This window comes from Pseudoalteromonas ardens (assembly GCF_030125445.1).
Taxonomy (GTDB): domain Bacteria; phylum Pseudomonadota; class Gammaproteobacteria; order Enterobacterales; family Alteromonadaceae; genus Pseudoalteromonas; species Pseudoalteromonas ardens.
Genome location: NZ_JASJUV010000003.1, coordinates 181,128 through 204,393, shown reverse-complemented (window position 1 = coordinate 204,393; position 23,266 = coordinate 181,128). Strand labels below are relative to the sequence as shown.

The following is a 23,266-nucleotide window of genomic DNA, read 5'->3' as shown; positions in this document are numbered from 1 at the left end:
TGTAAAACCTTTAATTCTTAACTAATTGTGTGAAGGCAGATGGTGCACGCTTAACGTGCCAACATCAGCTCCAGTCGTGAACCTACACGCTCAGCAATGTCTGCCAGCTCACCAACCCACTCGATGATCTTGTATAAGAACATCACATCAATCGGATTGAGTTCACTTTCAATACTGCGTAATCCCATACGAATACGGATCTGCATCTCATCGGTATCTTCCTCGATGGCATCCAGTTCAACGAGCATTTTTTCGACCAGTGCAACTTCGCGACCACGGAAACCAGTTTCCAGCAGTTCATCGAATTCGTTGATGGCTTCTGAGGCTTGTTTGGTCGCATCAACACAACGTGTCAGATACGCCAAAAAGTCGGCTTGAATTGATTCAGGGATCTCCAGTTCGCGACCAATTACGCGTCCAGCGATGTCTTTGGCTTTGTTGGCGATCTTGTCTTGGTGGGTAATGAGTTCCAGTAAATCTGTACGTTCTACTGGCATAAACAGACCACGTGGCAAGTGCAGGCGCACTTCACGTTTTAATGTATCTGCTTCTCTTTCCAGGTTACGGATCTGCACACGAAGCGCATCGGCCTCGGTCCATTCCCCTTTGAAGGCATGATTAAAGAACGGGATCAAGGTTTCACTGGCTTGATGGACGATCTTTATGTGCTCTTCAATCGGCTTAATAGGAGACTTTGCGAACACTCCTAAAAATGCATTACTAGGCATAACTGACCCTTAAATCATATTAATATGCATGTGCAGGGCGCAATTTTACAGTATTAAGCCAAATTGTGAACGCTTTTTCGTGTGAAGTTCTGATTAACGGCACAATCACGTTTAACAAACAGTCAGGTTGTCACGTTAATACAGCAGCCATCCGTTTGCTTAACTCTACAATAAACATAGAAAAAATAGTCAAATAAAACCTATATAGTGATTGGATAATGTTGTTACGTATGAGCAAGCCTGGGCGGAATTAACTCGAACAAAGCGAGCATATAGCTCGCTCATGTTCATGCCCTAACCAAATCATACTTCTTTTACAAAGCAATCCTGATAGCAAGTTAACTCCGTATGCCTGGGCCCGACTCCCCCGGCAATCTGGGGCGTCATTTTGTCATTGAGTGACTTACTGTTCATCGCAAGTTGTTTCATACTTTTTTTGTTCAGAGCTAGTTTCATAGTTCATTCCTTCTATTGATTACTTTTTGCTCACAAACAGTTATAGATAAAAAACAACACAGTGTCTACTATTGGGACTTGCTTATTTTTAGTACTACAATGACTTTTCGATGTCTTCCTGAGAAGTATGGCGAATATCTTTGCCATTAACGAAATAAATTACGTATTCTGCAATATTCTGACAACGATCACCGATGCGCTCCAATGAACGAACCGACCAGATCAGGTCCATAATTTTAGGAATTGAACGCGGATCTTCCATCATGTAAGTCATGATCTGACGCGTCAGCGCTTCATATTCACGGTCTACCTTGGCGTCTTCTTTATGTACCTCAAATGCACGCTGCGCATCCATTCGGGCAAAAGCATCCAGCACATCGTGTAGCATCTGAGAAACCAGGCGGCCCATATTTTCAACATTCACCAGTAAGTCTTGCTGATCTTTGGTGAACGAGTCCAGTGCTACTTTCGCAATGCGTTCCGCTTCATCGCCAATACGTTCCAGGTCAGCAATGGTTTTCGCAATGGCAACAACCAATCGCAAGTCACTGGCTGCCGGCTGACGCTTTGCAATAATGCGCGTACACTCTTCGTCAATGCTCACTTCCATGGCATTCACTTGATAGTCGTTCTCGCTGACTTTGCGTGCCTTAGTTTCATCACAATGAGCTACGGCATCAAGAGCCAGATTTAGCTGTTGCTCAACAAGTCCGCCCATACTCAATACATGGTTACGAACGTTCTCCAGCTCTTCGTTAAAGCGGCCAGAGATATGCTTATTAATATTATGTTCCATAGTCAGTTCCTAATTTGTTTCAACACTCGGTAAACGCCGCTATCGCGACGCTTGCGCTGACTCCGCACTGTGCAGAGCCAGATGAATTAACCGTAACGACCTGTGATATAGTCTTCGGTTTTCTTCTTAGTCGGTGTTGTAAACAGAGTATTAGTATCTGAATATTCGATCAGCTCACCCATATACATAAAGGCTGTTTGATCGGATACCCGCGCCGCCTGCTGCATGTTGTGAGTAACGATCACCACGGTGTACTTTTCTTTCAGGTCATTGATCAGCTCTTCAATAACCAAAGTCGAGATAGGGTCCAGTGCCGAGGTAGGTTCATCCAGCAATAATACCTCCGGCTCAATCGCAATTGAACGTGCAATAACCAGACGCTGCTGCTGACCACCCGACAGACCAAATGCACTGTCGTGCAAACGATCTTTCACTTCATCCCACAAAGCAGCACCACGCAGTGAGCGCTCCACCACTTCATCCAGCTTACGTTTGTCTTTTACACCCTGTAAGCGTAGACCGTAAACCACATTCTCGTAAATAGACTTAGGGAATGGGTTTGGACGCTGGAATACCATGCCAACATTACGGCGCAGAGCCGCTACATCGACACTTTTATCATAAATGTTGGTGCCATTAAGGTTAATCTCACCCTCGATACGACACGTGTCGACCAGGTCATTCATGCGATTGATACAACGCAATAGCGTCGATTTACCACAACCCGACGGACCGATAAACGCCGTTACCTGACCGCGTGGGATCAACATGTTGATATTGCTCAGAGCCTGTTTGTCACCATAGTAAAGGTCAAGGTTTTTGATCTCTAACGCGGTTAGTTCCGGGCTCAAGTTTTCCAGATCCAACTTCTTGCTGGTATCTGCATTATTTACCTGTGGCGCTACTGTAATCATAAATGTTTACCTATTTAAATACTTTACTATTAGTGCTCTAAAGCTCTGAATTTTTCACGTAGGTGGTTACGGATCCCAATTGCAGTGATGTTCAGTGCAATGATCACGGTTACCAGTAAGAATGCGGTCGCATAAACCAAAGGACGTGCCGCTTCTACGTTCGGGCTCTGGAAGCCCACATCATAAATATGGAAACCTAGGTGCATAAACTTCCGGTCAAGGTGAATATACGGGAAGTTACCATCCAGCGGCAAGGTCGGTGCCATTTTCACCACCCCCACCAGCATCAGCGGTGCAACCTCACCGGCTGCACGGGCAACCGCCAGGATCAGACCGGTCATAATTGCCGGGCTGGCCATAGGAATAATAATACGCCATAAAGTCTCGGCTTTGGTCGCGCCCAGTGCCAGTGAACCATGGCGCACTGTGCTTGGAATACGAGATAAGCCTTCTTCAGTCGATACAATCACCACAGGCAGCGTCAGGATTGCCAGTGTCAGAGCTGACCAAATCACGCCGGGCGTACCAAATACCGGACTCGGTGCAGCTTCTGGGTAAAACAGGGCATCAAGTGAGCCACCCAGCATATAGACGAAGAAACCTAAGCCGAATACGCCGTATACGATAGACGGTACACCCGCCAGGTTGATCACCGCGATGCGGATCATCTTAGTCACCGCGTTTTTAGCCGCATACTCGTGCAGATAAATCGCAGCAACCACACCAAATGGGGTCACAATTACCGCCATCAGCATCACCATGAACACAGTACCAAAGATGGCCGGGAATACCCCGCCCTCAGTATTCGCTTCGCGTGGGTCATCGCTAATGAACTTACCAATTTGCGACATATAGTGACCCAGTTTAGCAAAGAAACCCATGTCATTCGGGAACCAGAAGTCTAATACCTGATACAAAGGCAGCGTTACTTCTTCACCACGCATGTCGCGCACCACGACCTGGTCACGTTTCGCTCCGTTACGCAGTTCAAACAGCGTCTTCTCCAGCACTTTGTATTCATCACGTAAGGCAGCACGTCGTGCTTCCAGATCAGCGATGATTTCAGGCGTCAGCTCATTATCCAGCTGATAAGCACGTTCTTTCAGACGTAAACGCTCCAGCTCGTAGTTAATGTGGCCAATTTCACCATTTTGCAGGTCAAGCGCTTCATCGTTCAGATCTACAGCACGTTCAACCATCTCTTCCAGCGCTTCTACCGGGTTGTCAGTGACAACCTGACCGTCGCGAATAACACGCTCAACGTAGCCGTAGAAGTTACCATTTTTAGTACGTTCAAAGACCGCTAGCTGCGCCGGTTTTGACTGACTTTGGATATCGGTGGACAAGATCCAACGGAAATCCAGCTCAACGTACTCACGGTTACCCGTTTTTACCAATAAGCGCTCGATGTACTCGCCTGGGTGATTAGAAAAATCCAGGCCAGTCGCTTCCAGTCGCGATTTAGGCACTAACTCTCTGTCATAGATCTCACCAATGACGGTTTGTTTCTGAACCGAGCCTTGCAGGTGCATTTCCACCACTTCAGAAGGCCAGAAAAAGCTCAGCCCTTTCCACGCAATCATTGCAAGCAGACCCAGTACCGAGATCAAACTGATGCTGACCGCACCACCTGTCATCCAGATCCACGGAGATCCTGACTTAAACCACTGTCTTACCATGTCATCTCACTCCAGTTACATTGAGCTATATTTTTCACGCAGCTGCTGACGTACAAACTCAGCCATCGTGTTAAATACGAAAGTAAAAATAAACAATACAAAGGCTGCCAGGAACAGGATCCGATAGTGTGAACTGCCCACTTCCGATTCAGGCATTTCTACCGCAATGTTCGCCGCCAAAGTACGCATCCCCTGGAAAATACTCCAATCCATAATCGGTGTATTACCCGTCGCCATCAGTACAATCATGGTCTCACCCACGGCACGACCGAGGCCCATCATCACTGCGGAGAAGATACCCGGACTGGCAGTCAGTAGCACAACACGAACTAAGGTTTGCCACTGGGTTGCCCCCAATGCCAATGAACCATTGGAGAGGTGTTTAGGCACGCTAAATACCGCATCTTCAGCAATCGAGAAAATCGTCGGGATAACCGCAAAGCCCATCGCAATACCCACAACCAGAGAGTTACGCTGGTCAAAGGTCAGGCCCAGTTCGTTGGTCAGATACTGACGTACGTTACCGCCGAACATCCACCCTTCAATCACATCACTCATGGCAAATGACACCCAGCCAACCAGCAGAACAACCGGGATCAGCAAGATTGAGTGCCAGCCGTCCGGGATCAGGTGACGAATAGCTTTAGGAAGCTTAGTCCAGCCCAGCGCCGTGCCCAGAATGGCCAATGGCAACAATAACAGTAAAGCGACAATCGCTGGTAAGTGGCTCTCGATCAGCGGCGCTAACCACAGACCTGCCAGGAAACCCAAAATAACGGTAGGCAGTGCTTCCATGATTTCAACCGTTGGCTTCACCACACGACGCAACTCGCTCGACATAAAGTAAGCAGTATAAATCGCCGCAGACAGGGCTATCGGAACCGCAAACAGCATGGCATAGAACGCCGCCTTAATCGTACCGAACGAAATCGGCACTAATGAGAATTTAGATTCGAAGTCATCACTGGCAGACGTGGACTGCCAGGTATACGCTGGCTCCGGGTAACCTTCATACCAAACTTCCTGCCACAATGCCGACCAAGTTACTTCCGGGTGCTCATTGTGGATCTCAAACACACTCACCTGATTGCCGGTTAGCAATAGCGCAGCATTGGCACGCGGTGAAATCGCGAAGGCATCAATGGCCTGCTCTGCCACTTTACCGCGCCATAACTCGGCTTCACTGGTGGTGTAGTAAACACCCAGCTCACCTTGCTCTGTGGTGGTAAAGAAAGTACGACGATAAAACTCACTGTGCACTGTCATGTGCTTACTCTTATCGCTGTCAAAAGCGCGAATCTTGGCGAACTCACGGCCATCGTCCGTGTTCACTTCAAACCACTGCGACACTTCGCCATTGTCGTTTGCCAGCATCAGCGAGTTGGCACCTGCCAGCAACGCCATGCTGACCAGGTTGGCATTTTCTTCGTTGGCTGCCAATAACTGGAATTGCGTGACATCGTCCGCAAAGCGGGTGTCAAAGATATAAATCTGATTTGCAGAACGTACAAAAGTACGTGTTGTGTCTGGTGAAATAAGCAGGTCGTCAATGCGACCTTCAATAGGTAACTCAGTGCGCGTTACCTGCCATTCCATTTCACCCGAGAACATATTTTCTTCGGCCGCAAACGATGCGAAGATCACACGCTTGTCGGCAGTCAGTGCAACCACTGCGGTTTTATCTTCATAATGACTGAAGGCAAACTTTTTCAGTGCCTGGCGCTGTTCATCAACCAACAACTGCTGGCCATCCAGCGGATAACCCAGACGTGGCTTCATCACACGCTGATTACCCGGAAAAGTCACCACAAAATTGGGCTTAAGGATTTGCACCTCACCATTATCAAGGCCGTACGCGTACTGACCTAAAAATGGTGCGCTTTTCGCGAAGCTAGTGATCTGGCCATCAAGCTGTGTTTGCAAAGTGCTCAGCAGCGCGCCCGTGTTGTCGCCTTTTACCTGATAAAAATCAACCTGACCGGTGTTGTCCAGCAGATACGCAATCTCTGTTTGCTCTTCTACACCCAGCGCGAAGTAGCGCTTCTCGGCAGACAATGCAATATCAACCCGTTTTTCGACCTTAGCGGACTCAAAAATAGGCTGTACAACATAAAGCAAATAGAAGAATATCAATAGCAAAGCGACCAATACCATTACCCCACCTGAGGTAATGCCAAACTGGGCAAAGCGGTCCTTTAAGAGACGGCTTCTATCCGTTTTAAAGGATGGTTTTTGCGGATTGGAAGTCATCAAAATACCCTTTCATAATCAAACTGCGGCGCATTATATTTCATCAAGATGACAGTTGTGTTACACCTCAATCCAAGTCTGCCCGCTTTTACAGACTGGCGGTGATTCGGTACTGTCCTTGGCGTATTTTCTCAGTCTGACCGCATCAAAGCACAGACAAACCGTTCCCAACTTTACACCAAAGTCCCGATATTGCCTCGAAAAAAATCTCCCATGCACAGAGAAAGACATGGCACAGTGCGTCAGGAAATAATGGTATTACGTGCTGTCAAAGGAACTTAACACCCGAAGTAAGGTCTGGATTACAGTGACACCGGTGATTTTTGCATTTTTTTACATTGTATCCATTATCGGAAGTAGACAAATAAGTTTCATTTACTAGGCTTATAGAGCGATTATTCGCTTTCATTCAGGGCTTAGATACCGAGCCACCAATAATAAGAGACATGTGATATGAAGCAGTTAGTACTAACACTTATAGGCAAGGACCAACCAGGTCTCGTTGAAAGGGTTTCCTCAACCATTCTTAACCACCACGGTAACTGGTTAACCAGTAACTTAAGCCACTTCGCCGGACAGTTTGCAGGGATAGTGCAGGTTGAAGTAGCAGAGGAACACTTGCAAGAGCTACAAAACGCCGTACTTGATATCCCGGAGCTGGAGGTGCGGATTGCAAATGGCGAGCAAACCGACGGCACAGAGCCGGAAACATTAAATCTGGTGATCACGGGTAATGACCGACCTGGCATTGTACAGGAGCTGGCAGCTGTGATCCGACATAAGGGGGCGAATATTACCCACCTTAACTCTAAACAACAGAGCGCACCAAATTGGGGAGTACCGATATTTAGTGCATTTGCCACCGTGAGCTTGCCTGCCGGCATGCTAAAAGACAACGTTGTCGAAGCGCTTGAAGCAATCACCAGCGATCTGATCGTGGACGTTGAACAACCTTAATAGCGTTATCCGGTAAGGTCATTACAGTGCCTTACCGGCCATTCCACCTATCTGCTTTCAATGTACAGACACTTTGATATCAAACAAAGCAAACCAGGCAGATTGGTCTACACTTTGTTGATAATTTGGTGACATGACAGCGCATGTCATATAAGTGTCACACTACCGACATATTCTACGCGCAGCTTTAAATTACCATGGACAGAAAGATGCAGGCATTATCTAACGATCCCATTACCATCAGCTACTTTGCCAAGGAGCTGAGCTGGCTCTCTTTTAACGAGCGCGTGCTTCAGGAAGCCAAAGACAAAAGTAACCCAATTATCGAGCGGATCAGATTCTTAGGTATCTTTTCCAATAACTTAGATGAATTTTTCCGTGTCCGTGTTGCTGACGTAAAACGTCGCATTTTATTGAGTAACCTGCCCGATACGGACTTTGACGAAGACGAAGCCCTGCTCAACCAGATGAATAAGAAAGTGCTGGAACTGGGCAAGAAGTTCTCACATATTTATGATCAGATCCTGGTTGATCTGAACGAACACAACATTCATATCAAAAAACCTGCTGAGCTATCGGATTTTCACCAGCAGTGGCTGGCAAAGTATTTTCAGGATCAAGTACTACAGCACATGTGTCCGATTTTGCTTAGCGAGAGCAAGGATTACTCTGATCACATCAATGACGCGCTGACCTATCTGTTTGTCGAAATGCGCGGTGATAAACAACATCACGCTTTGCTTGAGCTTCCCACAGATCGTCTGGAACGCTTTATTCTGTTGCCACCGGAAAAAACCCGTCGTCACAAAACCATTGTCATGCTCGATGAAGTCGTACGCTTCTTCCTTAACGAAGTGTTCAGAAACTTTCTGAGTTTTGACAGCATTGAAGGCTATGAGATAAAACTGACCCGGGATGCCGAGTACAACCTCGATGACGAAATTGAAGAAGGCCTGCTGGATAAAATGTCGAAGGGTCTCAAGCAGCGCTTATATGCCGAGCCTGTCCGCCTGACTTATGACGAAGCGATGCCTGAAGAAATACTCAAGGTGATGAAAAAACGCCTTGGCGTGACCAGCCAGGATGCCCTGATCCCGGGCGGTCCGTACCGGAACTTCCGCGATTTCATCGGCTTTCCTAATGTCGGCCGTGGCTACCTGGAAAATAAACCACTACCACCTCTGCAAAGTGAAGCCTTCAACGCACACCAAAGCATCTTTCGGGCAATCTCCAAACAAGATATTTTGCTTTATTATCCCTATCACACGTTCAATCACATGCTTGAATATGTGCGCCAGGCCGCCTTTGATCCCAAAGTAACTCAGATCAAGGTCAATATTTATCGCGTCGCGTCCCGCTCGAGATTGATGTCTTCGCTGATCAATGCTGCCAAGAACGGTAAAAAAGTCACCGTAATGGTCGAGCTCAAAGCCCGCTTTGATGAACAAAACAACATTGAATGGGCGAAAATGCTCAGCGACTATGGCATCAAGGTCATGGTAGGGATCCCGGCACTGAAAGTACACAGTAAACTGTGCGTGGTACATCGTAAAGAGAAGGGCCAGATAGTGAAATACGCCCACATCGGCACCGGTAACTTCCATGAAAAAACAGCACGTATTTACACCGACTTCAGCTTATTCACAAAACACCCGGAGATCTGTGATGAGTGTGACGACGTGTTCAAGTTTATTGAGAGCAGCTACCGGCCCTTTAACTTTAAGCACCTGATGATTTCTCCGCTCAATGCGCGAGAGAAAATCCTGGCTTTGATTAATCAGGAAAGCAAAAACGCTCAGGCGGGTAAAACGGCCAAGATCACCGTCAAGGTTAATAACCTGGTAGACAAAGAGCTCATAGACGCCTTGTACAATGCGTCGATGGCTGGCGTGAAAGTCCGCATGATCATTCGCGGTATGTGTGCCCTGGTGCCCGGATTACCCCGCTTTAGCGAAAACATCAAAGTGATCAGTATTGTCGACCGCTTTTTAGAGCACCCGAGAGTGATGGTCTTTGAAAATGCCGGTGACCCGCAGGTCTACATTTCTTCTGCCGACTGGATGACCCGTAATCTGGATCACCGGGTTGAAGTGGGTGCGCCTATCTATGACGAATCACTCAAGCAACTGATCATCGATATTCTTGAATTGCAGTTCAAGGACAGGGCCAAAGCTCGGATCATTGACAGCGAACAGAAGAATCTCTATGTTCGTCGCGGTAATAAGAAGAAGATCCGCTCCCAGATAGCTATCTATGACCATCTGAAAAAGTGGGAAAGTAATCAATCCAATACATAAGGGCAGCTTTATGACCACATACCCTTCCATCGCGGCCGTTGATTTAGGCTCGAACAGTTTTCATTTAGTCGTCGCGCGGGAGGTCGATGGTCGTCTGCAATTGTTGCACAAAGAAAAGCAGCGTGTGTTTCTGGCCGCCGGTCTGGACGAACAGTTCAACTTAAGCGAGGAAGCCATTGAGCGGGCGCTGCACGTTCTGCAACAGTTTGCCGCCACTTTACAGGATTTTGATAAGCACAGTGTACAGGTTGTCGCGACCTACACGCTGCGCAATTGTCGCAATATACGCGATTTTCTGGCCCGAGCAAAAAAAGTATTTCCTTTTAAAATCAACGTCATTTCTGGTCAAGAAGAAGCCCGCCTTATCTATCAGGGCGTAGCGAACCATATTCATAGTGAAGATAACCGCCTGGTCATTGACATTGGTGGTGGCAGCACCGAACTTATCATTGGCAAACATCTGGATCACAAATTACTCACCAGTCGTAATATCGGCTGCGTCACGCTCAGTAACGGGTATTTTCAAGACCTGAAAATGACAGCAAAACGCTTTGCTAAAGCCGAAATTAAAGCTGAACAAAACATTGAGGCCATCTCTGCCAGCTACCGTAAAGCCGGTTGGCAAACCTGTATTGGCACCTCCGGCACCATCAAAACCTTGTCTGCCATTGCCCAGGAGTTATTTGCGCAGGATACCCTGACCCTGGCTGTGCTGGAGCAAATAAAACAACGTCTGATTGAGGCCGACTCACCTCATACACTCAACCTGAAAGCGTTACCCGAGGAGCGTTATGCCAGCATTGCCGGCGGCCTGGCGATTCTGATCGGGGCATTCAGACAGCTCAATATTGACGAGCTAACCTATTGCGATAACTCATTGCGTGAAGGTCTGTTACAGGAGATGGCGCAAAATGATGAGTTTGATATTCGCACCCGCACCATCAGTGCAGTCGGTGATCATTATGCCGTTGATAAGCAACATGCTGAACATATCTGTGAGACACTTAATCAGATGGTCGACATGGTGCGCCAGAACTGGGCACTCAGTGAATTCGACCTGCAAATGCTGCGCTGGGCCGCCAGATTGCATGAAGTAGGGTTAGCGATTAACTCTTCAGGGATCCACAAACACAGCGGTTACATCGTGCTCAATGCACAGCTGCCCGGCTTTACTCAGGAGCAACAACAGCTGCTGGGCACCCTGATCCGTTTTCATCGTAAAAAAATCAAACGCACTGAACTGTCAACTATGGTCGAGGCCGATCTGACCCATTTTGCCCGCCTGCTGACCTTACTGCGACTGGCTATTCTGGTACACCAAAAACGACAAATCGATCAGGTTGCCAAATTCACGCTCGAGGCGATGGACGACAGCTTACTGCTTACATTCGAGCCTGACTGGCTCGCCCAACATTCGCTGTTTGTGGCTGATCTTCAACAGGAGCAAGCCTACTGGAAAACCCTCAATATGACGCTGATGTTCCCCTCCGTGGGCTAACAGACTCAAGCCCGGTTAGCGGGCTCAGGCGACTTCTTCTTTTACCACAGCGTAAATTTCATCAGCATAGACCCGGCTGTCCAACGCCAGTGAGAAGAGGAGTTCAAGACTGGATGCCGGGCGGATCGCATTGAGGATCAGCTCAGCTTCCTGAATATTATTGCGCTCAACTTCAATCGCCAGGCGCAATGCGCCACCTATCAGCCCTTTATAACTCAGCAACGCACTGCTGAGATCGGGATCCAGTGAAAACTCATCGACAATAACCGACAACTCCACGTCCAGCACCGCATCTAGCACCGACATCAGACCAATCAGATAGCCTTGTTGTGCCATTTCATCGCCACCCGGCAGCAAGAATTGCTCAAGAAACTTCGCCCGCGCCAGACCCAGCTTAGTCAGTTCACTGGGCTTATCTGCGCCCAGTTCACTTAAAGCCAATACTTTGACGAACTGACGGATTGCATCCTCACCCAGATAGACCACGGCCTGCGCAATCGAGCGGATCTCGATTTTATCTTCCCCGGCTTTGGCATTGGCCAGTTTTAGTACCCGTGCTGTCAGGCTAAGATCTTTGGCAATTCTTTGTTGGATTTCTTTGAAGCACAGGGATTTTTTGGCGGTACAACGTAATAGGTCAAGCACCACCAGTTTAGAGGGCTCGACATTGCCATGATTGAGCATTTCGGGCACAGCAAAGAAGAAGCCCTGAAAGTAATCAGCCCCGGCACTTTTGATAAAACTGTAGTGCTCCAGAGTTTCAATACGCTCAACAATCACTTTGGTAGTGGGGAAACGTCGCTTGAGCTTTTTCAGCATCATGGTGGTTTTAATCACTGGCTCAAGTACTTCGATTTTGATGTAATCCATCAAAGGCAACAAGACTTCCCAGCGCTCGTCACCGTCGTAATCATCTAACGCAAAGCGATATCCTAACTTTTTCAGTTTAGTGACAGTCATCACCAGCTCATCGAGATTGGTTGAACGTTCAACGATTTCAATCACCAGTCCCTGAGGCCGAAGTAACTTTGGAAGCTCCTGAAGCAAGGTTTCATCTGACAAGTTGATAAATGCAGGCACGCCTGCGGCAAGCCGTTCTACACCAATAAAAAGCAGAGAGTTAAAAAACAACCGTCCTGTCGCCTGGCCATCACTGACCCCGATTGGAAAGGCGTTATTATGTGAGTCCCGATACAACAATTCATAGGCAGCCACGCTCTGTTCACGATTGAAAATGGCCTGGCGTGCAATATATTGCACCGCGTCTTTTTTTGACTTGGCAATATGACCGCTCATTAACATCCTTAACTCTTGTACTTTAAAGGCTTCCATTGTCCCAGCATATGAAAACTCACGCCCCTGAGCAAACTATTTTCTCACTACTTGGGGGAACATGAAAGTGTGCATCAGGCAGTTGCCGGAACAGCCTCTCTTTTACTATCATAGGTCTTATGAGTTTTACACTTATTTCGCCTTTTTGCATCCTGCTTTTACTTACTTCGTGGCTTTTATCTGGCCAGGGCGTCCTCGCTGCACCTGTTGACCAGCGTACTGACACACCCGCCACTCGCGAAGCAGTCACTTTAAAATACAGTATCAGCGGCTCAGGTACCTTCTACCCCTACTTTACCAACGACTCACAGCACCCAGGTATCCTGCCCGAGTTAGTGTCACGGATCCTCACCCAGTCGGCACTTGAAGGCGAAAATATTGTATTACCTACAAAGCGTACTAACCGCTATCTGGCATCAGGCAAAATTGACTTTGACCTGATCAGCCCAGCCTGGCTGAAAGCCTCACAGCTGACCGATCCGCAGTTTGTTTTTTCTGACCCCATGCTAACCATTCGTGAGTATGTGGTGACACGCGTCGCCACGACCCCAATTAACAGTTTGGCTGGCCGGATGGTAGGCACAGTAAGAGGTTATTATTATCATGACGACAATGAGTTTGTCCGGGTTGACTTTGAGTCGGAGCGCGCCCTGATCCAAGCGCTAAACAAAGGGCGGATCGATATCGCTATTATAGGCGATCTGCCCGCTCAATATTGGTCTGCTCAGGATAATGTAGCGCTGCATTTTAACCAGCTGCATTCTCATGGCGCCTTACATATACGCCTGCGCGCAGAACACGCCCACCTGTTACCGATACTCAACAAGGCGATCCAGACATTGCGCGATGCCGGGCAAATCACCCGGATCGAAACCGATTACCTGCAACGCGTTGCTACCGGGCAGGCACCGGGCAACAAGTGAAGTTTATTCAGCCACCAGTTGTTCGCTGCGGAAAAACCCCGTTTCTGAAGACAGGTGCTGAACAAGCTCAGGCAGCACTTCATCCATTGTTGCTTTAAGGGTCCAGGGTGGGTTGATGACTATCATGCCCGACGCCGTCATACCCCGTTCCTCAGTGTCGGCTTCAGTAGCCAGTTCAAACAGCTGAATATTCCGCACCCCGGATTCAATCAGGGTTTGCTCCATCTGATCGATCCGGGCGCGCTCCACCACTGGATACCAAATCATATAAGTACCTGACGCAAAACGTTTGTGCGCTTTGATGATTGAGCGAGCAGCCACTTCATAATCCGACTTTATTTCATAAGGCGGGTCCATTAGCACACAAGCACGACGAGATTGAGGCGGTACCAGCCCCATCAGGCCTTTAAAGCCATCTTCGCCTTTGACACGCAAAGAACGCTTATGCCCGGTATTTTTTTCCAGCAACTTCAGATCCTGCGGATGCAACTCGAAAAACCAGCCTTTATCCTGTTTACGCAAAAACTGCTCGGCGACTTTTGGTGAGCCAGGGTAATATGCCAGCGTGTCCTGGTTCAGTGACTTGACGACACCCACATAATCGCGAATGGCATCGACCTGACCGGCATACGCCCACAACTTGGCAATGCCTTCTAAATACTCTTGTGTCTTTTGTGCATCTTTGGCCGCCAATTCAAACAGCCCGGCACCTGAATGCGTATCTATGTAGTCAAAAGGCTTGTCTTTGCGTGTCATGTACTCCAGCACTTGTGCCAGTACCAGATGTTTAATGACATCGGCAGGGTTACCTGCATGAAATGAATGTCGATAACTGAGCATTATCCGTTCCTAATTTAGGTGGGCATTGTTCATCGCACAGGCACCTGTAGAGGCACTTTGTTACCTCAATAGCTGAACCATAAATGAACAAAATAGTTAGTATTTGTCATTATCGCTCAAAACGAGACAAAAATCAGCATAACCTGCCCTAATCACTAGCTTTGCAGCCCACTTTGCTTTACATTTGCATGACATAAACACAGTGATAATGAGCGCATTTAATATGAAAGAAATTCTCCCTCAACTCGAGCAACTGATTGATCAACTTATTGCACAAAACAATACACTGACCGAACAGGTAAACTCACTGAAAGAACAAAACAGCAAGCTAATTGACGAAAATGAGACACTTCAGCTGGAAGTGCTAGAAAGCGAAGAAAAACAAAAAGAAACCAGCTCAACGCTGAGTGGGCTGCTAGAAAAACTGCAGAGTGCTAGTCAGGCAGGCTAATGTCAGAGTCGCCCGAACAGGTCACCGTCACCCTGCTGGGAAAAAGCCATCAGTTTTCCTGCACGCCAGGACAACAACAAGCGCTGATTGACGCCGTCGACCTGCTAAATGGCCGGGTTGACGAAATGCGTCAACGCGACACCGTGCGCAGCGATCACAACGCCCTGTTGCTTGCTGCATTGCACTTGTGTCATGAGTTGCTGGCACTGCAAAGTGATACTCAACAAGCCCAGCAAACGCTGCTGCAACTCACGCAACGTATCAGTACTCAAGTAGAGAGCAATTAGGTGTTTCGCCTGCTCTCTGTTTTCGTTCTCCTGTTAACACTGACGCCCCCCGTCATCGCCGCCAGTTGGCACACGGTTTCCCCACAGATCACACTCATTGCCCCCGAAGCCAAAGCGCGCAATATCTTGCCCAATATGGCTTTAATCGAAGGCAATACTTGTAGTGCGCTAATTGACAGCCACGGCGATTTTGTTGCACTGGAGCAGCTGATCAATGAACTTAAGGCGCGCCTCACTACCCCGCTCTGTCATCTGATTGCGACGTCAAGCGAACCGCACCAGCTCACCGGGCTGGCATTGCTTAAACAGGCCTTTCCGGATGCCAGCGTCCACCTGCCAGACGCACCACAGCTGAATGAAACTACGATGCGTACAGCACTCGACGCACAGCTTGCCAACTTTGCGAAAAGCATCGAGCTCAGTGAACAGCGGCTCAGTAAACTTCCGGCAGAGCAACAGGCTCCATGGCAAAAACGCGTGGCGCTGGCCAAGCAACGGCTGACCCGCTGGCAAACGCTCCACAGTATTGCTCTGACAGCCCCGTCGGTGCAAGCCAGAGCGCTTGAACTCGGCGACCTGATACTCCAACTCACCCAGTTTCAAGGCCAAAGTGGCCATGATCTCAGTGTATTCAGCGCGCAACACGGCGCATTGTTTGCCGGACACAGTGCAAACCTGCTTCCCTATGTGCGCCACGTCACCTGGCAACGCAGTTTACAAACCCTGCAAAGCATGCCCGCATTAAAATGGGTCATGCCCGCATTTGGTAAGCCCTACAAAGCACAACAACTGGCACTGCCGATCACATTTATGGATCTGGCACAACAACAGGCCCAAAGCAACACTCAGATGCTGCAGCGTGTTATCACCCTGTACCAGAACCAGGCCTACAATGAAGTGCAACTGACGCAACATTTTACTCAGGCTATTAAAGTACTCAGCCACAAGAAGGCTTTGAATAAATAATCGTCAACCAGTATAGTGAAGCTTATGAGAATTTCAGGCCGGTTTTTCTATGTCTTGGTGGCGCGTATTTAGCCCGTTACGCTGCGGTGTCATCGTATTATGCTCAATGCTGCTGACGGCATGTCTCAGCACGGCACCTCAGCACGCAACCCCCACTGAGATCACTGAGATATTGAATCAGCCAGCCCAGGCAGCAGCCCCCGTTGTTACAACACAACCGGAAACTCCGCCCCCTTTACCAGCGATCACCGAGCAGCCACAAACATATCAGGAGTTATGGCAATACATCGCGGCGAATCTGAGCTTTGATATCTCGCCCAATGCACGGCTGCAAAAACGCGTCGAATGGTACCTGTCACAGCCGAATTATCTGTTAAGTGTCAATGAGCGCGCTGCTCCTTATCTCTACCACATAGTAAAGAAAGTCGAACAACGTAAGTTACCTATGGAGCTCGCTTTATTGCCCTTTGTCGAAAGTGACTTTCGACCGACTGCACGTTCTTCCCAGGGGGCTGTTGGTGTCTGGCAGTTAGTCGATGCTACCGCTTACCACTTCGGGTTACAAAGTAATGACTGGTATGATGGCCGTCAGGATGTACTGGCTGCGACCGATGCAGCTCTCGACTACTTGCAGTATCTGCGACAAAGGTTTAATGGCAACTGGTTACATGCATTGGCGGCCTATAATAGTGGCGAGGGGCGCGTCAAAGCGGCCATTCGCTACAACCAAAAGCACAATCGCAGTAGCCACTTCTGGCACCTGAAGTTGCCCAGAGAAACCGCCGACTATGTCCCCAAACTGCTGGCGCTGAGCTACCTGTTACAACACCCCCAGACCGGGCTGCAACGCCCCAGTCTAGCGAACCAGGCACAAACAACGGTATTGGATGTCGGGCAGCCATTCAATTTTGGTATTCTTGCCGGCTTACTCAATATTGAGAAGCAACGGCTACATCAACTCAATCCCGGATATCTGCGCCATCAAAGCCCGACCAATGGCCCATTTAAGGTCCTGTTGCCCATGGATCAGCAACAGTTGTTTGCCACTGACTTCTATCGTCGCCAGTTCAGTACGCATTATCAGGTTAAGCTCAATGACACTTTGTATGGCATCGCGAGACGCCACAATACCAGTGTGGCACAGCTTAAACAGCTCAATAACAAAACCCGGGATCTGATCCGAGTTGGCGAAATGCTCCTTATTCACAGAGCCCGTGCGAAGGACGATCTGACAGTGGATTATGAGATTAGCCCCTATCTGCAGCAACAACGACCAGCAAAAGTGGCAACCTATGAAAAGCACCATGTGATCCAGGATGGCGATTCTTTGTGGGCTGTCAGCCGTCAGTACCAGGTACCGATGAAAGATCTGCTCGACTGGAATCAGCTGACTACGCAAAACTTGCTTTCTCCCGGCGATACACTGATCCTGCACTTGCCGGTTGAAGCCGCTTCAACACCACCAGCAGGTACCGGGACTGACGCTTCTAAAGATTACCTGGATGAGTTAAAAACGCTGGTCAAGCCGAAACGCGATCCGTAGAATGCCTGTCACTACAACACTACGAAAATGAAGAGATTACTATGCAGATCGCAAAAAATACGGTGGTTGAGTTCCACTACACGCTGAGCGAAGCAGATGAGCAACTGGAAACCAGCACCGGACAAGACGCACTGGTTTACCTGCACGGTGCCGAAGGCATGCTACCTGGACTGGAAGCGGGGCTGGAAGGCAAAGCCGCGGGCGATAAACTGACCCTGACGCTGGAGCCAAAAGACGCCTATGGCGAATACCAGGAAGGACTGACTCAGCGCATCCCAATCAAACACCTGCAAGGTCTGGGCAACAACAAAGTCTGGAAGCCAGGTATGACCGCGATCGTTGAATCAAATCAGGGTCGTCACCAGGTACAAATCATCAAAGTGGGCCGCTTCAATGCAGATTGCGATCTGAACCACCCGTTTGCTGGTAAAACACTGACATTCGACATCGAGATTCTCTCTGTGCGTGAAGCGACAGCCGAAGAAGTCGCACATGGTCATGTGCATGCCGAAGGCGGTTGCGGTCACAGCCATTAAGGAATAGATATGCAAAAAGTTGCCATTGTAACCGGTGGCAGCGTCGGCATTGGTAAAGCCATTGCCGAACGTCTGCTCAATCAGGGTTATCAGGTTTTTAATCTGGACATTCAAAGCGCACCGCATGGTGACTATCGTCACTGTGACGTCAGTGACGTCGACGCTGTACGTCGCACCATTGCTGAGATTATTGCCACCACTGGGCGCGTTGATGCGCTGGTCTCGAATGCCGGCAAGCATCTCAGTGCGACCATAGAAGACACCGATGAAGACACCCTGGATCAACTTTTTGCCCTGAATGTCAAAGGCGCATACAGCGCCATTCAGGCAGTGCTGCCAACCATGAAGACACAAGGCGATGGCAGTATCGTACTGATCTCTTCGGATCAGGCGCTGGTTGGCAAACCTAACTCTTTTGCATACAACCTGACCAAGGCAGCGTTGGCGTCTATGGCAAAAACCACCGCACTGGATTACGCCAGCTACAATATTCGGGCAAATGCAGTGTGCCCGGGCACCATAGAAACCCCCCTGTTTCATCAGGCCATCGACCGATACTGCGACAAAAGTGGGGCGGACAAGCAAGCGATTGTTGCCGAAGAAGCCGCGCTTCAGCCTCTGGGCCGACTCGGTCAGGCGGATGAAGTTGCAGCACTGGTGGCGTTTTTACTCAGTGCCGACGCCAGCTTTATTACTGGCAGCTTGCAAACCATAGACGGCGGATATACAGCACGATGAATAAGATTATTGACCCGCACCTCCATTTCTTTTCACTCCAGCAGGGTCAATATCACTGGCTGAAGCACTCCCCGCCGCCCTGGCCAAACCTGGATCTGATCCGTCAGGACCACCTCCCCGAAGCGCTATTTAACCTGAGCGGTTTTAGCCTTGAGGGGTGTGTACATATCGAGGCGGGGTTTGATAACGACCAGCCCCGGCGCGAGCTCGACTGGCTGGCTGAGATATTACCAGCCCCGCGCTACAAAGCGGTAAGCTACGCACAGATAGATGCCCCGGCCAAACATTTTCGCACCCAATTGGATGCCCTGAAACACCCTAACCTGGTTGCCATTCGGGATATTACTGAAGGTCAGGATGCACTACGCCTGCTCAATCCCCAGGTTGCCGATAACCTGGCTTATCTCAGTGAGTGTGGGTTACACTTTGAAGCCCAGTTTGAGCTCACCCGCCAGGACGTAGCGCAACGTCTGTATGACATTGCACACCAACTGCCACAACTACGGATTGTCCTTAACCACAGCGGCTTGGTTGGCCAGGGCGATGATTGGCAGGACAATGCTAAAAGGCTGTCACAGCTTCCGCACTGCGCCATCAAATTTTCCGGGCACGAATTGCTGAACCAGTCCTTGCCGTTGCAAGCCCAACTAGACAGTTTACTGGCCCTGTTTGGCCACGAGCGGGTGATGTTTGCGTCAAACCATCCGGTATGTCTTATTCAACATAGTTATGAAGCGCTTTGGCAACGCTACCAGGCCTTGTGCCAACACGATGAGCAATTGTGGCATCAGCTCAGTTATGCCAATGCCAAATACTGGTATGGATTTAACGGATCTTAACTAAATCGTAGGCCGCCAGACTGGGCACGATGCTTTGCAGACGGGTTTCTGTTTTATCCAGCGCATTCAGGCACTCACAGTATTCGTCGGCTTTTTCTTCCAACTGATAGGCCTTCTTTTTCAGAGATTTATCTATCTCACTGGAGATGATCTCCATACGCTGACCCATATCACTGAAACGATCTTCTATGTTACCTTCCCGAGCTTTGAATGCGTCCCCTACCGACACTAAAATTGCTCCCAAAGAACCATGTACAGCAGAGTGGATACGCTCGCTGATCTCTTTAGTAAAAAAGTCATCAATTTTGGACAGCGACTGAGGGGCAATAAAATAGAAGTCCTCGCCCCGCTTAAACTTATCCATCAAGGCACGCTCAACATATTGCAGCTGAGTTTTTAACACCTCAGGGTCGTTGTCAGACATCCCCTCAACGACCTGCTCTATTGCACTCAGACCCAAATTCACACCGTCGGTGGCCAGATTAACCAGCTCAGGCACAGTATCGCGGATCCCAAGCGCATACTCGTTCAGCAATTGCGTATCCTGATCACTCAGGCGGATCCACTTTCCCTTAATCAGCAGCTGATTGTCATTATTGATCTGCACCCGGGTCTGGTTTTTATCCACAATCCGGATCTCTGAATCCGTGATGATCAGACCATGGCCCAACTCAACATCACATTTTCCGGCAGCCTGAAGCGATGTGGACATCAGCCACAATACGGGTAGTAATAGGAATTGTATTATACGTAGGGAGAACACGTGCTACCTCCACCTTAAGATAACGTGAGCGTAGCAAATTTAATGCGGCCAACCCACCAGTTTGCGGCAGGACTGGCCAATTTTTGCGCCTAACGGCATGAACACAGGACGATTAACCGTATCTGCTATTCACAGAAGGCATACCTGGCCAACCTGACATAGGCCTGAGCGCTTTTGTTAAACACATTACTGACCTTGCCATCCCCAAAAGAAAACAACCAGGCATTCGTTGGTGTCCCTTCAACGGTGGTGCTGGACCAGTAATTTTTTTCCAATGTCGCCAGAAAAATGGTTTCATTAATGGAGGGCTTCACGCAGCGATGCTCCACGATACTGGCGAGCTCCTTCACATTCGGTAAATGCCAGTCATTGTAACCTGCAAATTCCTGGGCACTGGCGATTTGTAATGCCTGCTGCCAGCTTAACTCCTGTGCAACGTTATCGCAGCTGCTACTCTCGCTATTGTACACTTGGCCAAACGTACAACGTTGCCACATCAAATTAGTTTGTTTATCACATACCGTGCCATCTGCATTGACCACAAACTGCTCCGAAGGCGTTGTGTCTGGCACTGGTCCCTCAGAGGCACAAATTTGCGATGCACTGACAACCTGACTGACGCTCACACTACCCAGCGCGACGATAGATAGAATCACTTTATTCATTAGTCATCCTCCCCGTAACGACGGACCAGCCTGACATAGGCAGTCTGTGACTTATTACGTGTTACATCATTACCTGTTTTCATATCAATGACGAGCGCCCTGACCAGGTTATCATCTTTACCATCGGTGCCGTCCACACTGGTTTGCGTAGTCCAGTAATACTGGTGGCCTAATAAAGCTTCAGCCGGAACATGCGGGAAATAATCAGGGTCGAGTAAGTAATCACCACTACTGTTGTGATCCAGCAAGTTAGCCAGTTCCATATAGGTCGGTAAACGCCAGTTGTTACCACCACAGAAACTGGCATCATTAACGGCACTAATCAAAGCTTGTACACCACAGTGTGTGTCTTGTGGACACGTTGAGTTTGCGGCGCCCGGTGTCACATTGGCCCCCTCGGTGAGATACCAGGTATAGTGGTTTTGCGCATTGCGTTCACTGGTATTGGGCAAAATCCCTGCTGTGACCTCTTTGACCTCCCAGATCAAGCCTGTCACATTGTCCAGTACGCAACTGAAGTCTGTGGCATCGGCGGTCAACGGCTCAAATTCCGCACTGAATTTGGTAAAGTCGAAGGCCTGATTACCCTGCCCGCTTTTAGGTAAAAACTGCACCACAGCGTCACGTCCGAGCTCGGCGTCCTGACCAGGGAAATCGGTGTCCCCGCAGCTGATCTCTGTACTGTTGTTATAACACTTGGCGGTCCCGGTATCATTCAACTTGCCCAGCGGTTTAGGCAAAATTTCAACGTTCACCATATCTGATCCAGTGCGCTGTGCACTGTCAGTGACCGTCACTTTAAAATCAATTGAAGTGGCCTGATTGCCACTTTTGAGCGGCGCCATAAACGTGGTTTTACAAGCACGTTCATCAGCCAGTGTCACTGTACTGCCATTGCTCACCTGCTCCCACAGACAAGAAAACTGACCATCAACCGTGACACTTTTGGTGGCATCAAGCGTTACGGTGTCCAGCTCCTGCACCTGTTGATCACTCCCGGCATTAGCCAGCACTAATTCATCATTGGCCACCAAAGAGAGTTGCGTGCTTGAGGTTGCACTGGCACCTTCGTCATCTGTGACAGTGAGTTGCCACTTTACAGTATCCGCCTCAGCTAATAAGGGGTGAACAAAGCTCAGCGTAACCTGATCGGTGCGTTCAGCTTTAACCGTGGCGGGTCCTTCAAGCATTTTCCATTGGTACGCCACGATGCTGCCGTTTTCGTCATTATCACTGGAGTCTGCCGCAGACAAGGTAATGGTATCGGCATATTTAGCAGCCCCGCCTTCGGGTGCAGTTTGGGTAATTTTGGCGCTTGGTAGTAAGTTTACAGACAGTACCTTCACGATCAGAGTGTCACTGGCCGACGTGCCATCAGGCGCCATATAGCTCACCTTAAGCTCTATTTCGCTGTCACCCTTTACATCTGGTGCAGTGACCGCCAGCTCTTCACCTTCTTGCGGAAAACCCTCCACAGCCGGGCCGGAAACGACCTGCCAGCTAAATACACCACCGGAAGGAGAGCCCAAAGGTTTGAGTGTAAATTCAGTCTTTTCATTGACTGTGATGTCCGAGCCTGCGTTAACACTCACGCTGATTGTCGGGTTTTCATTGCCATCAGAGCCCCCGCCGCATGCACTTAAGACACTTGTAAGCCCCAAAGCCAGTACTGATTTCTTCAGCATGGTAACTCCTAAAAAAGTTACTTATTCGTTGTACAGTGATGTATTCACTGCCAACAAAGTAGTTGGACTATGCCAGGGGTGTGTGCGCAACAGCCGAGACTTGCCTCTGCTGTGCGTGCAAAG

Annotated in this window: 22 protein-coding genes; 11 read left to right on the top strand and 11 right to left on the bottom strand. The window is 49.0% G+C overall.

All coding sequences use genetic code 11. The features are described from left to right. Nucleotides 1-50: 50 nt before the first annotated feature. The 6 genes from QNM19_RS11665 to QNM19_RS11640 all read right to left on the bottom strand — a co-directional run bounded on the left by QNM19_RS11665 (nucleotide 51) and on the right by QNM19_RS11640 (nucleotide 6,823). Nucleotides 51-728, bottom strand: coding sequence for a TIGR00153 family protein (locus QNM19_RS11665; RefSeq protein WP_010383283.1), 678 nt, complete (start codon nucleotides 726-728; stop codon nucleotides 51-53). Between the two features lie 303 nt (nucleotides 729-1,031). Further along, nucleotides 1,032-1,184 (bottom strand): hypothetical protein, encoded by a 153-nt coding sequence (locus QNM19_RS11660; protein ID WP_156202153.1) that lies wholly within the window; start codon nucleotides 1,182-1,184, stop codon nucleotides 1,032-1,034. 94 nt (nucleotides 1,185-1,278) lie between these two features. Next, the gene (gene phoU, locus QNM19_RS11655; RefSeq protein WP_010383285.1) at nucleotides 1,279-1,980 is read right to left on the bottom strand and encodes a phosphate signaling complex protein PhoU; all 702 of its coding nucleotides are present in this window, start codon (nucleotides 1,978-1,980) and stop codon (nucleotides 1,279-1,281) included. Between the two features lie 86 nt (nucleotides 1,981-2,066). After that, on the bottom strand, nucleotides 2,067-2,894 hold the full coding sequence (gene pstB / locus QNM19_RS11650) for a phosphate ABC transporter ATP-binding protein PstB (protein WP_010383287.1): 828 nt from the start codon (nucleotides 2,892-2,894) through the stop codon (nucleotides 2,067-2,069). Between the two features lie 29 nt (nucleotides 2,895-2,923). Next, complete coding sequence (gene pstA, locus QNM19_RS11645; RefSeq protein ID WP_049863217.1) at nucleotides 2,924-4,573, bottom strand: phosphate ABC transporter permease PstA; 1,650 nt, start codon at nucleotides 4,571-4,573, stop codon at nucleotides 2,924-2,926. Nucleotides 4,574-4,588: 15 nt separating this feature from the next. Further along, nucleotides 4,589-6,823, bottom strand: coding sequence for an ABC transporter permease subunit (locus tag QNM19_RS11640; protein ID WP_284026728.1), 2,235 nt, complete (start codon nucleotides 6,821-6,823; stop codon nucleotides 4,589-4,591). A gap of 453 nt (nucleotides 6,824-7,276) precedes the next feature. On the opposite strand from QNM19_RS11640, the gene QNM19_RS11635 reads away from it, so the two are divergent. The 3 genes from QNM19_RS11635 to QNM19_RS11625 all read left to right on the top strand — a co-directional run bounded on the left by QNM19_RS11635 (nucleotide 7,277) and on the right by QNM19_RS11625 (nucleotide 11,575). Further along, the gene (locus QNM19_RS11635; RefSeq protein ID WP_049863216.1) at nucleotides 7,277-7,780 is read left to right on the top strand and encodes a glycine cleavage system transcriptional repressor; all 504 of its coding nucleotides are present in this window, start codon (nucleotides 7,277-7,279) and stop codon (nucleotides 7,778-7,780) included. Between the two features lie 209 nt (nucleotides 7,781-7,989). After that, nucleotides 7,990-10,077, top strand: coding sequence for a polyphosphate kinase 1 (gene ppk1 / locus QNM19_RS11630; protein ID WP_049863215.1), 2,088 nt, complete (start codon nucleotides 7,990-7,992; stop codon nucleotides 10,075-10,077). 10 nt (nucleotides 10,078-10,087) lie between these two features. After that, nucleotides 10,088-11,575 carry a Ppx/GppA phosphatase family protein gene (locus tag QNM19_RS11625; RefSeq protein ID WP_049863214.1) on the top strand — a complete coding sequence of 496 codons (1,488 nt, stop codon included), beginning with the start codon at nucleotides 10,088-10,090 and terminating at the stop codon, nucleotides 11,573-11,575. A gap of 24 nt (nucleotides 11,576-11,599) precedes the next feature. Here the strand turns inward: QNM19_RS11625 and QNM19_RS11620 are convergent, their stop codons facing one another. Beyond that, entirely contained in the window at nucleotides 11,600-12,877 is a 1,278-nt protein-coding gene (locus QNM19_RS11620) for an EAL and HDOD domain-containing protein (RefSeq protein ID WP_040644771.1), read from the bottom strand. Nucleotides 12,878-13,026: 149 nt separating this feature from the next. Between QNM19_RS11620 and QNM19_RS11615 the strand changes: the two genes are divergently transcribed. After that, the gene (locus QNM19_RS11615; RefSeq protein ID WP_049863213.1) at nucleotides 13,027-13,830 is read left to right on the top strand and encodes a substrate-binding periplasmic protein; all 804 of its coding nucleotides are present in this window, start codon (nucleotides 13,027-13,029) and stop codon (nucleotides 13,828-13,830) included. 3 nt (nucleotides 13,831-13,833) lie between these two features. On the opposite strand, the gene QNM19_RS11610 is transcribed toward QNM19_RS11615, so the two are convergent. Further along, the gene (locus tag QNM19_RS11610) at nucleotides 13,834-14,670 is read right to left on the bottom strand and encodes a 23S rRNA (adenine(2030)-N(6))-methyltransferase RlmJ (RefSeq protein ID WP_049863212.1); all 837 of its coding nucleotides are present in this window, start codon (nucleotides 14,668-14,670) and stop codon (nucleotides 13,834-13,836) included. 223 nt (nucleotides 14,671-14,893) lie between these two features. On the opposite strand from QNM19_RS11610, the gene QNM19_RS11605 reads away from it, so the two are divergent. The 7 genes from QNM19_RS11605 to QNM19_RS11575 are packed head-to-tail and all read left to right on the top strand — an operon-like array spanning nucleotide 14,894 to nucleotide 20,030. Further along, a complete protein-coding gene (locus QNM19_RS11605) occupies nucleotides 14,894-15,121 on the top strand; it encodes a cell division protein ZapB (protein WP_010383296.1) in 228 nt (75 codons plus the stop codon). Next, on the top strand, nucleotides 15,121-15,408 hold the full coding sequence (locus QNM19_RS11600) for a cell division protein ZapA (protein ID WP_049863211.1): 288 nt from the start codon (nucleotides 15,121-15,123) through the stop codon (nucleotides 15,406-15,408). Before QNM19_RS11605 ends, QNM19_RS11600 begins: the two co-directional genes overlap by 1 nt. Next, nucleotides 15,409-16,374, top strand: a complete 966-nt coding sequence (locus tag QNM19_RS11595; RefSeq protein ID WP_284026727.1) for a hypothetical protein — start codon at nucleotides 15,409-15,411, stop codon at nucleotides 16,372-16,374. Nucleotides 16,375-16,423: 49 nt separating this feature from the next. Next, nucleotides 16,424-17,917 (top strand): transglycosylase SLT domain-containing protein, encoded by a 1,494-nt coding sequence (locus QNM19_RS11590; RefSeq protein ID WP_284026726.1) that lies wholly within the window; start codon nucleotides 16,424-16,426, stop codon nucleotides 17,915-17,917. Between the two features lie 41 nt (nucleotides 17,918-17,958). Beyond that, a complete protein-coding gene (locus QNM19_RS11585) occupies nucleotides 17,959-18,453 on the top strand; it encodes an FKBP-type peptidyl-prolyl cis-trans isomerase (protein WP_049863208.1) in 495 nt (164 codons plus the stop codon). Nucleotides 18,454-18,462: 9 nt separating this feature from the next. Next, on the top strand, nucleotides 18,463-19,191 hold the full coding sequence (locus QNM19_RS11580) for an SDR family NAD(P)-dependent oxidoreductase (RefSeq protein ID WP_049863207.1): 729 nt from the start codon (nucleotides 18,463-18,465) through the stop codon (nucleotides 19,189-19,191). Continuing rightward, complete coding sequence (locus tag QNM19_RS11575) at nucleotides 19,188-20,030, top strand: amidohydrolase family protein (protein WP_049863206.1); 843 nt, start codon at nucleotides 19,188-19,190, stop codon at nucleotides 20,028-20,030. The genes QNM19_RS11580 and QNM19_RS11575 overlap by 4 nt, the downstream gene beginning before the upstream one ends. Here QNM19_RS11575 and QNM19_RS11570 read toward each other — a convergent pair. The 3 genes from QNM19_RS11570 to QNM19_RS11560 all read right to left on the bottom strand — a co-directional run bounded on the left by QNM19_RS11570 (nucleotide 20,017) and on the right by QNM19_RS11560 (nucleotide 23,143). Continuing rightward, nucleotides 20,017-20,742, bottom strand: coding sequence for a YggN family protein (locus tag QNM19_RS11570; protein ID WP_049863205.1), 726 nt, complete (start codon nucleotides 20,740-20,742; stop codon nucleotides 20,017-20,019). The two genes, QNM19_RS11575 and QNM19_RS11570, sit on opposite strands and share 14 nt — an antisense overlap. A 176-nt stretch (nucleotides 20,743-20,918) precedes the next feature. Next, on the bottom strand, nucleotides 20,919-21,458 hold the full coding sequence (locus QNM19_RS11565) for an Lcl C-terminal domain-containing protein (RefSeq protein ID WP_049863204.1): 540 nt from the start codon (nucleotides 21,456-21,458) through the stop codon (nucleotides 20,919-20,921). Then, the gene (locus QNM19_RS11560) at nucleotides 21,458-23,143 is read right to left on the bottom strand and encodes an Lcl C-terminal domain-containing protein (protein WP_284026725.1); all 1,686 of its coding nucleotides are present in this window, start codon (nucleotides 23,141-23,143) and stop codon (nucleotides 21,458-21,460) included. The genes QNM19_RS11565 and QNM19_RS11560 overlap by 1 nt, the downstream gene beginning before the upstream one ends. Nucleotides 23,144-23,266 lie beyond the last annotated feature (123 nt).